Source organism: Paenibacillus sp. FSL R5-0887 (assembly GCF_038002305.1).
Classification (GTDB): domain Bacteria; phylum Bacillota; class Bacilli; order Paenibacillales; family Paenibacillaceae; genus Paenibacillus_AQ; species Paenibacillus_AQ odorifer.
This window is the reverse complement of the sequence record NZ_JBBOCE010000002.1, coordinates 398,473-409,400: the sequence shown is the minus strand read 5'-3', so window position 1 is coordinate 409,400 and position 10,928 is coordinate 398,473. Positions and strand designations below refer to the sequence as shown.

The 10,928-nt window shown below is 44.4% G+C and carries 5 protein-coding genes; 3 read left to right on the top strand and 2 right to left on the bottom strand.

Annotation, left to right across the window (positions count from 1 at the left end; translation table 11 throughout):
• Positions 1-268: 268 nt before the first annotated feature.
• Positions 269-1,675 (bottom strand): MFS transporter, encoded by a 1,407-nt coding sequence (locus MKY14_RS19755; RefSeq protein WP_340977155.1) that lies wholly within the window; start codon positions 1,673-1,675, stop codon positions 269-271.
• Between the two features lie 111 nt (positions 1,676-1,786).
• Between MKY14_RS19755 and MKY14_RS19750 the strand changes: the two genes are divergently transcribed.
• The 3 genes from MKY14_RS19750 (at position 1,787) to MKY14_RS19740 (ending at position 9,121) form a co-directional block, all read left to right on the top strand.
• On the top strand, positions 1,787-2,674 hold the full coding sequence (locus tag MKY14_RS19750; protein WP_076125263.1) for a LysR family transcriptional regulator: 888 nt from the start codon (positions 1,787-1,789) through the stop codon (positions 2,672-2,674).
• Between the two features lie 406 nt (positions 2,675-3,080).
• Positions 3,081-7,673, top strand: coding sequence for an endo-1,4-beta-xylanase (locus MKY14_RS19745; protein WP_340977154.1), 4,593 nt, complete (start codon positions 3,081-3,083; stop codon positions 7,671-7,673).
• 434 nt (positions 7,674-8,107) lie between these two features.
• The gene (locus MKY14_RS19740; RefSeq protein WP_340977153.1) at positions 8,108-9,121 is read left to right on the top strand and encodes a stalk domain-containing protein; all 1,014 of its coding nucleotides are present in this window, start codon (positions 8,108-8,110) and stop codon (positions 9,119-9,121) included.
• A gap of 91 nt (positions 9,122-9,212) precedes the next feature.
• Here the strand turns inward: MKY14_RS19740 and MKY14_RS19735 are convergent, their stop codons facing one another.
• Positions 9,213-10,655 (bottom strand): DHA2 family efflux MFS transporter permease subunit, encoded by a 1,443-nt coding sequence (locus MKY14_RS19735; protein WP_254847740.1) that lies wholly within the window; start codon positions 10,653-10,655, stop codon positions 9,213-9,215.
• Between the last annotated feature and the right edge of the window lie 273 nt (positions 10,656-10,928).

Below are 10,928 nucleotides of genomic sequence, written 5' to 3'. Positions count from 1 at the left end.
ATCGAGCTGCCGAAACTGTTTTCACATTACAAATGTGTCTTTTGAGCTTGAAATTGGACGGAAAAATATATGTAAATCTGGTTTCTTCATTATGTTTTTGGCTCACCGAGCACAAGTTTACTATGGGCGCTTTATTTATTATCCTATTTATGAATCGAGTTTATCCCCACCTTGAAGAGTTAAATAAAACTTATAAAGAGCTGAGGCTACGCATTAAAATAACAAAACAAGACCCGTCTGATGACAGGTCTTATTTGTCTGCACTTTCCTATTTTTTAGCGCCCGAATTAGCCGATTTCTGCAATTGCCCTGACTCACGGTGCTTCCGACTCATGAATACCAAAGACAATGCAATTACCGTGAGGATAACCCCAAGGACTTGAAATCCCTCGAAGCTAAACTTACCTCCCATTATGATACCTATTAACAATGAAGAGAGGATGGTTCCCAGGTATCTCGATGTATTAAATAATCCGGAGGCTACACCGATTATTTCTTTTGGAGAACTTTGGAACAAGGCTGCTTGCAGGCCGACATTGTTCAATCCGTTGCTAATACCGAATGCAGCTAAAGCCACACATACACTGATAACTGGTGAAGTCTGATTTAAGGTCACAAGCCACACTGATCCCAATGTCATCAGGACCCCGGACACTAGCAATGCTGGCCGGGGTCCTGATCTATCGATCCAGCGTCCTGCTATTGGAGCAGTAATCAGTGAGCATAATCCCAGCGTTAGCATGAGAATTCCTGTTTGGAATTCACTGACATGACGTACCATTTGCAAGTAGGATGGGATCCCGAAAAAGAGTGAGTAAAAAAGTACATTAACGAGCATGAATTCAACATTAACCCAAGTCATTGCCGGGTATTTGGCAAATGTACGTAAAGGAATAAAGGGTGATGCCGCTGTTAGCTCATGCCGGACGAATACTCCTAGCAGAACGAGTCCTGTTAGCATGGTAATGACATGTATTAATGAGATATGTCCGGATGATTTTGCTGAAAGCAATCCAAGGAGCACGGCAATCAGCCACACAGTGAAGAGCAGGATTCCTGACGCATCAATCAAATCAAACCATTTGCGCAGGGACATTCCCCGGGTAACGGTTGTTGACGGTTCGTCCTTGGGGATATGCTTCCAAGATAATAAAAAGCTAGCGACCACGAATGGAATATTGACGAAAAAGATAGCTGGCCAGTCCCACCAGTGAATAATAACCCCTCCAATAAAGGGACCAATTGCTGCCGCGCCGGATAGGAAGATGGATAAAACAGATAGTGCGGTCGCTTGTTTCTCCGTAATATGAATCCGCACAATGGCCATTCCAACGGCAACCATCATGCTAGTTCCAATGGCTTGCACAATACGGAACACGATGAGACAGCCAAAGTTTGGGGAGAAAGGAGCTAATAAACCTGCAATGAAGGATACGACAAGCCCGGTAAGAAATATTTTCCTCCGGCCGAATAAATCGCTGGCCTTTCCCATGACAGGTTGAGCGATGCTACTTGCAATGTAAAAAGAAAAAATAATCCAGGAAACACCTGTATAGTCAAGCTGGAATACATTTTGCAGCCTTGGAATAGCCACAGATACCATCGAAGAATTTAAAGGGTTCAATAAAATCCCCAGACCTACTGAAATCATTAACCACCTGTTGCGAACACTCATTTTAAATCCCCCTAAAGCTTATTAATGTCATCGTACTTGAAATCGATTATTCATTCCAACGCATTTTATGTTATGATCTCATTGACTTGAGGGAATGAACGGAGGTGCGAATTGGAACTTTTGCAACTGCAATATTTTCTCGCGGTAGCTCGGTTGGAACATATGACTGAAGCTGCACGAAATCTACACGTTACTCAATCTTCACTAAGCAAAACGATTCAGCGTTTGGAGGAGGATCTGGGGGTACCTTTATTCGATCGGGTAGGAAGAAAGCTGCGACTGAATGAGTCCGGAAGCCGGTTCCTTCGCCGAGCTGAAAGGGCATTGTTTGAATTGGAGCAGGGAAAACAGGAGCTTAGCGATTTATCCAGTCCTGAACATGGCACACTCGAATTAGCGGTGACGACCGCAAGCACATTACCCAATATCCTGCGAGAGTTTCGGAAAAAGCGGCCTGATATTCAATACCATGTGCAAATGCTAACCACGCAGGAAATGGTTACACTTCTTAATAGAGGAGAAGTTGATTATTGCTTATCCTCACCTCCAATAAAAGGGGATGACATCGAATGTCAAATCGTCTTTATCGATCCAATTCTTGTGGCTGTTCCAAAGGGGCATCGGCTGGCCAATCGAAGCAGCGTAACTTTGATAGAGCTAAGGGATGAGTGGTTTGTTGGTGTAAAGAGTGGCTATGGTACTCGCGATTTAATAGACTCTGTATGCAAATCAGTTGGATTTGTGCCTAAATATGTGTATGAGGGAGATGAACCCGCAAGGCTTAGCACTCTTGTGGAAGCTGAAATTGGCTTAGCTTTCATACCAAGCACGGCACGGAATTCACGGGAAGATATCCAATACCTCCAAGTAGAGAATCACGAATTGGAAAGGGAGATAGCTTTATTGTGGCACAGGAGTCGGTACATTTCTCAGGCCGCTTTGGAATTTCGGGAGGTAGTTGTAGAATATTTTGGAGCGTTATCCAAACAGACCATTTAATTATGCGGCAGAACAACTAACAAACCAATTCCCCGTTACCTTCCGTTACGTTCAACGGTCCGTAAGTGGGGTTTTCTTTTTGGGTTAAATTTGTAGAATCTTTAATCATACCTATGTTTTCCTATAATTATGGGGGGTAACACCTTTAATATTAGCGTAGTAGTGCGTAGCAGCGAGGCTGTAAAATAGTGTGAGTAGATATGAAAGCGTTTACATATAAGGAGGGGATCTGTAAGTAAAAAGATTCATTTGTGATGATGTTCTACTGCTCTTCGGGATGATTGTACCACTGTTGAAATTAAGGATTTAGCAGGTAAGGAAATTAGCGTGGGAATATAGGGCTGGTGCTAATAAGGTAGGTCATTAACTGATTTTTATGAAAATAACTAGAGGAGGAATGCATTAAATGAGTAGAATGCTTAAACAAGTAATCTCGATCTTACTCGCAGCTGCCTTGCTTATTCCGACAAGCTGGATCGCTCCGGTTACTGAAGCTGCGGCGCAGGATACGACAGTATCATCAGATAGGGTAACGGTATATCATGAAACTTTTGCGAGTGGCAAGGGGATTGCAGCTCAAGCAGGCAGTGCTAGCCTTACACCTGTGAATGATAAAGTTTTTACTGGCAATGCTGACGGCGCAGCTTTATATGTAAGCAACAGAGCGAATAACTGGGACGCGGCTGATTTTAAATTCAGCGATATGGGCCTAGAGAACGGCAAAACCTACACGGTGACTGCAACCGTTTATGTGGATGCTAATGCTACTATACCTAGCGGTGCCCAAGCTTATCTTCAAGCGATAGGCAGCTACGCTCTTTTGGCAAATGCGAATTATGAAGCAGGCCAAGCGGTCATATTGACGAAAGAATTTACCGTGGATACGGACAAAGATACGACACTGCGCGTTCAATCCAATGATGACGGGAAAACGGTTCCGTTCTACATTGGGGAGCTTCTCATTACAGCAAAAAAAGCAGTGACGGAAACGGATAAAGAAATCTATCACGAAACTTTTGCGAGTGGCAAAGGTTTAGCCTCACAATCAGGCAGCGCTAACCTAACCCCTGTCACCGGAAAGGTTTTTGCGGGCAATGCTGACGGGGCAGCTTTATATGTAAGCAACAGAGCGAATAACTGGGACGCGGCTGATTTTAAATTCAGCGACATGGGCCTAGAGAACGGCAAAACCTACACGGTAACTGCATCCGTGTATGTAGACGCTGATGTGATTGTACCTAGCGGAGCCCAAGCTTATCTTCAAGCGATAGGCAGCTATGCTCTTTTGGCAAATGTGAATTATGAAGCAGGCCAAGCGGTCATATTGAAGAAAGAATTTACCGTGGATACGGACAAAGATACGACACTGCGCGTTCAATCCAATGATGACGGGAAAACGGTTCCGTTCTACATTGGGGATGTATTGGTCACAGAAAAGGTGGCTACAGTAGAGCCAACTCCAACACCAGAAACACCTAGAGACCCAGCTTTACCTTTTACCACTGTTACTTTTGAGGATCAAACGGCAGGTGGTTTTGAAGGCAGGGCAGGTACAGAAACGCTTACGGTTACTAATGAAGCGAACCATACGGATGATGGTTCATACGCTTTGAAGGTTGAGGGAAGAACCAGTACATGGCATGGGCCGACATTACGTGTGGAGAAGTATGTGGACAAAGGCTACGAATATAAAATTTCGTTATGGGTCAAGCTGATCCAGCCTGCAAGCTCGCAGCTCCAGCTGTCCACGCAGGTTGGCAATGGCAGCAGCGCCAATTATGTGCAGCTCGCACCTAAAACCATCAGTGCAAGCGATGGCTGGATTCAGTTTGAGGGATCCTACCGTTATAACAATGTAAGCAGTGAGTATTTGACCATTTATGTGGAAAGCTCCAGTAATAGCACGGCCTCTTTTTATATTGATGATATTAATTTTGAAAAGGTAGGCTCTGGCCCGGTAGATATCGAAAAAGATCTTATACCGATTAAGGATGCTTATCAGAATGATTTTCTGATCGGAAATGCGATAACCGCTGAGGATCTGGAAGGTGTCAGACTTGAGCTTTTGAAAATGCATCACAATGTTGCTACGGCAGGTAATGCCATGAAGCCGGACGCGTTGCAGCCTACTAAGGACAACTTCACGTTTACCGCGGCAGATACAATTGTAGATAAAGTACTGGCTGAGGGCATGCAGATGCATGGACATGTGTTGGTATGGCATCAACAATCGCCTGCATGGCTGAATACAACAACAGACGCAGCTAACAACACAATCCCCTTGGGACGGGATGAAGCTCTTGTGAATTTGCAGACCCATATCCAAACCGTTATGGAGCATTTTGGTGACAAGGTGATCTCTTGGGATGTTGTAAACGAGGCGATGAGCGATAATCCATCCAACCCAACAGATTGGAAAACAGCGCTGCGATCCGCCCCATGGAAAAGTGCCATTGGAGCAGATTACGTAGAGCAAGCCTTCCTGGCGGCAAGAGAAGTATTGGACGCGCATCCAGATTGGGATATTAAGCTCTATTACAACGATTATAACGAAGATAATCAGAATAAAGCGCAAGCCATCTACAGTATGGTCAAAGAAATCAATGATAGGTACGCGCTGACTCACCCTGGCAAATTGCTTATCGACGGTGTTGGTATGCAGGGGCACTACAGCATTAATACGAACCCAGAGAATGTGAAGCTTTCCTTGGAAAAGTTCATTTCCTTGGGTGTCGAAGTAAGCATAACTGAGCTGGACATTCAGGCCGGAACCAACTATCAGCTCTCTGAAAAGCTTGCTAATGCGCAGGGTTATCTATATGCGCAGTTGTTAAATATCTTCAGGGATCACGCTGATTCTATCAAACGTGTTACCTTCTGGGGAATGGATGATAACACAAGCTGGAGAGCTTCATCCAATCCGTTGTTATTCGATAAAAATCTGCAAGCCAAGCCAGCTTACTATGGCGTTATCGATCCTGATACCTTCATTGAAGAGCATGAGCCTGAAACAGTAGAAGCCAATCAATCTACCGCTAAATTTGCTGCACCTGTTATAGACGGAACAGTTGACGAGATCTGGAGCCAGACCGCTGAGATTCCGGTCAATCGGTATCAAACCGCTTGGCAAGGAGCGAGTGGAGTGGCAAAAGCACTCTGGGATGATCAAAATTTATATGTCCTGATCCAGGTGAGTGATACACAGCTTGATAAGAGCAGTGTGAATGCACATGAACAGGATTCGGTCGAAATCTTCGTGGACCAAAATAATGGGAAAACGACGTTCTATCAAGATGATGACGGCCAGTACAGAATCAATTTTGATAACGAGACTTCATTTAATCCTTTAAGTATCGCAGCCGGCTTTGAATCGGCAACCCAGATTTCCGGAACCAACTATACGGTTGAAGTGAAGATTCCACTTCAAGGGATCACTCCGGACAACGATAAAAAGCTTGGTTTCGATGTACAGATCAACGACGCTAAAGAGGGCTCACGTCAAAGTGTCGCGGCGTGGAACGATACGAGCGGAACTGGATATATGGACACATCCGTTTATGGTGTGCTTACTCTAAAGGGTAAATCTACGGGGCCGGAACCCACTCCAACGCCGACAACAGCACCGACACCGACACCAACGAGCCCAACCGATCCAACTGACCCAACCGATCCAACCGATCCAACCGATCCAACCGATCCAACAAACCCAACGGAACCATCGGCAACCCCGACACCTGTTCCAACAGCGACGCCAGCACCAACAAATGCGCCAACGGGTAGCAGTAACTCGGGTAATGTAGTATCAACTCCACAGCCTGGAGCCATTACAAACAAAGATGGTGTTGTTACGATTAAACTGGAGGTAAAGTCCGATAACGGGCGGGTTATAGGTACGATCTCCAGCGACAACATGAAAAAAGCGCTTGAGCAGGCTACTGTAGCGGCAAACGGCAAGAAACAAATTATCATTGAAGTGCCAAAGCAAACGGACGGGAAAGGGTATGATATACAATTACCGACCCAAAGCCTAACGGGGAAAGAAAACTTTGAACTATGGCTTAAGACGGAAAATGCCACAATTCAAATTCCAAGCAATATGCTGTCCAACATAACAGATAATGCTGAGCAAGTATCTATACGAATAAGTAAAGTCACCACGGACAGCTTGGAAGCAGCTACCCGCAATATGATTGGCAACCGTCCAATTATCGGTCTAAGCGTAATAGCAGGTGACAAAGTTATTCCTTGGAATAACCCTAAAGCACCTGTAACGGTAGCCATTCCTTACGTGCCGACAGCGGAGGAGCTAAGTCATCCAGAGCTTATAGTCGTTTGGTACATCGATGGCAAAGGCAACGTACTGCCGGTTCCGAGCAGCCGATATGATGCTGCAACCCAAACGGTTGTCTTTCAAACAACCCACTTCAGCACTTATGCAGTAACCTTCGTAAAGAAAAACTTCGGAGATCTGCAGAATCTGTCTTGGGCCAAACAAGCTATAGACGTTATGGCGGCTCGCGATATCATTAAAGGAACGTCCACGAACAGCTTTTCACCTGCAGATTCAATCAAACGAGCGGATTTCATTACTCTCCTCGTAAGAGCGCTTGAACTGAAGGGAACGGGCAAAAGTGCAATAATGTTCAACGATGTCCAAAAGACGGACTATTATTATGATGAACTGGTCATCGCGAAGGAATTGGGAATTGCTACAGGTTTTAAAGAGGATACGTTTAGACCCAATAGCGATATCTCCAGACAAGATATGATGGTGCTGACAGCACGCGCGCTGGCGGCAGCCGGTAAGCAAGTTAAGGCGAGCGGCGTTGTAGCTGCTGCTTATCTTGATGAAGCAAGTATTTCCAGCTACGCAAAAGACAGCGCATCATTGTTGATCCAATCCGGAGTCGTAAACGGAAAGAATAATAGAATTGCGCCGAACGATACGCTTACCCGTGCTGAAGCGGCAGTCATTCTGTACCGTATCTGGAAGCTGTAGTCCCGGCATCACAGAAAAAAAGTCTGAATTGTCTCAAGGTCATATTTAGTCTGAAGAGTGGAAATACGTGTGCAACCATCCCTTGCATTCTTCTGTATTAAGCATCGCTGCTCACCTCCTTGCGGAGAGGGGCAGCGATTTTTTTGTGTATGTTCCGTTGAGTTGGAGCTGAAAAGGAAAAAAAATGTCACGAAAAGAAAGTCTATCTTTTTTCAAATATTATCAGACTCTAGCAACAAGGTCATAGTTATTAAGGCTTACCAGAATATCGACCATTTTGAGGGGGAATTTGGCGTTGGAGAATGGAAATGTGTCTTTTTTAAGTATTCACAAATAAAGAACGAATATCCTATCATACCAATATTTACAAAATTCGATATAAAGTGATATAATTTTCGAGATTCATATACATAAACATGAAAGAAGAGTGTAAGATGCTAAAGGTAACAAGCAAAAAAGTCATGTCAATTATTACAGTTAGTTCAATGCTGTTGGCTGTGGGTGCAGTCGCTTACGCAGACACGACATTGAAGAAGATTTCCGCATATCAGAACGCGGCCATCAGCATTGAAGTGGATAATCAGAAAGTGAACCTGTCAAGTAGTGAAGGAACAATGTACCCAATTATCTATGAGGGACATAGCTATGTATCCGCCAAGGCTGTATCTGAAGCACTGGGGGCAACCGTGAAATGGGATAACAGTCGTCAAGCTGTTGTGATCACATCGGCGAACGGCGGAACATCAACATCCGTTGTCCCGGATAAGGACAATACTGTTGCACAAGCTACTGCGAAGCCTGCAACCGTATCTACTCCACCTGCAACTGAGTCCACTCCGCAAGCAACACCAAAGCCTGCTGCATCATCTTCCGCTTCAACTTCCAGTAACAGCGGCGCTTCGTTTGCAGATGCAGTGAAGTTGGGTACTTCTTTTACTTATACGGACCTTGATAACTATTATAGCCCTAAGGGTGATTCAACATCTGCTCAATATACTTTCACTATCAATAAGGTTACGTCGACTACTCTCGGACAATTAAAAGCTCTTGGGTTTGAAGAACATGTCACTGATCCCGATGTAGCTGTAGATTATGTCCTGCTTGATGTAACGCTTAAGGTGAAGAACGCCAGTCTTGTAAAAGGTAGTCAGGGCCAAGGGTGGAAGTTCCTTTCAAGTTTTACACCTACCATTTGGGGAGCAGAAACTTCCAGTGGACAATACTATATTGGTGGCTCTAGTGATTATTTTGAGGGATCTCTCGGAGAAAATATCGAAAAGCTGTTGGCTGATTTTCCTGAAGTCACCCCAAGTAAACCGGGTTCTTTTGAAGCTTCGGGTAAAGTTATTCTGCCAATAATCAAAGGCAAGGAGAACAGCCTTGTTCTTCGTAGAAACGATAGTAAGCTTGAGTCCGACAAAACGTCCATCTATTTCAAACTGAAATAGTTATGCAAGTTAGCAGAAAAAGAGATCAACGATGTTATTCATCGTTGATCTCTTTTTTTATGAGGCTTACACAGTGCTGATAACTTTTATATCAAGCTTCTTTGGCAATGATTTTTTTGAGCTTCACCTTGGGTTCTTGCTCAGGGTCAGGCGCTTGCCCAACACGTTTAATAAAGAAAGATAGCAGCAGACCGAGGATACCAATTCCCACAATCACTAGATAGGAATCATTGATCCCTTGAATGGATGCTTCCATAATCATATGTTCCTGTGTTCCGTTCTGTGTACTGCCAGAGGCCAGCATATCCTTCATATGCGTTGTAGTACGGCTTGTCATTACGGTGACGAGCAGGGAAGTCCCAACGGCGCCAGCTACTTGTCGAATGGTATTCGAAATCGCTGTACCATGCGCACTAAGCTTGGCGGGGAGTTGATTTAGACCCAGAGTTTGTATAGGCATGAGGAGCAAAGCCATACCGATCCGGCGGCCTGTTGACATGTATACCAGATACATGTAGCTGGTTGAGTCTGTTAAATTTACAAAGCTAAGAGTCGTTGCAATTGTAATCAGTAGACCGATAATAGCGAGCCATTTTGCCCCGAACCGGTCGAACAGCTTGCCGGTTACCGGCATCAACAATCCCATTACGAGTGCACCAGGAAGCAGCAACAAGCCGGACTCCATCGCTGTAAAACCGCGGGCATTCTGCAGGTACAAAGGTAGCAGCATCATATCTGCATACATTACGATTGTAACTGCGATACTGATGACAGTTGTTAAGGAGAACATATTGTATTTAAAGGCCCGGAGATCAAGCAGTGGATTTTGGGAAGCCAGCTGTCTCCAAGTAAACAAGCCAAGGGAAAGCACACCTGCTGCTAAAGACAATAACACTTCTGCGCTCGACCAACCCGCACTGGCAGCGCGGCTGAAGCCATACAGCAATGTTCCAAAACCGATGGTAGAAAGAGTAACGCTAACAATGTCCAACTTGGGAAAGATGCGTTCCGATACATTTTTTAAATAAATAAATCCGCATATGATTACAATGACGGTCAAAGGAATCATGCCATAAAACATAATCTCCCAAGAATAATGTTCCAAAATATATCCAGCCAGAGTAGGTCCAATCGCAGGTGCGAAAATAATGGCCAACCCTACCATCCCCATAGCAGCCCCTCTCTTTTCAGGAGGGAACAGGGTCAAGATGACATTCGTGAGCAGTGGCATGATAATCCCGGCACCAGCTGCCTGAATCATACGCCCGGTCAACAGAACAGGGAAGTTTGTCGCGACGGCCGATACGATCGTTCCAGCCAAAAATATAAACATAGAAGCTTGAAAAAGCTCTCGCGTCGTAAATCGTTGCATTAGATAAGCTGTAATCGGAATTAGAACACCATTAACCAGCATATACCCCGTTGTCAGCCACTGAGCTGTAGCCGCTGAGATATTAAAATCATGCATTAACTCCGGAACGGCAACGCTCATTACCGTTTGATTCAGTGTTGCAAGAAAGGCGCCCAAAATCATAATGAATAAGATGGGGCCCTTTTTCACGGAACTGCTTGTTACTTCTCTCTTTGTACTCACTCCACTCCATCCTTTCAACTCGTCGATCATGGACTAAATTTACAGTGTGTTGTATAGTTTACAATGCATGAATTAGATTATAAATGAAATTTTCATGTAATCAAGCAACAATTTGCGAAAAAATGTAAAGTAGTTTACATTCTTTGTGAAAATGTAGTTTTTTCTTTTTAAAAAACAACAATTATCTAAAATATGTAGCTTACAATATGAAAG

Bases quoted from the DNA above. Each gene is read 5' to 3' on its own strand.
- MKY14_RS19745 (WP_340977154.1), top strand. From the start codon at position 3,081: ATGAGTAGAATGCTTAAACAAGTAATCTCGATCTTACTCGCAGCTGCC.
- MKY14_RS19755 (WP_340977155.1), bottom strand. From the start codon at position 1,675: ATGAGTGTTCGCAACAGGTGGTTAATGATTTCAGTAGGTCTGGGGATT.
- MKY14_RS19740 (WP_340977153.1), top strand. From the start codon at position 8,108: ATGCTAAAGGTAACAAGCAAAAAAGTCATGTCAATTATTACAGTTAGT.
- MKY14_RS19735 (WP_254847740.1), bottom strand. From the start codon at position 10,655: ATGATTTTGGGCGCCTTTCTTGCAACACTGAATCAAACGGTAATGAGC.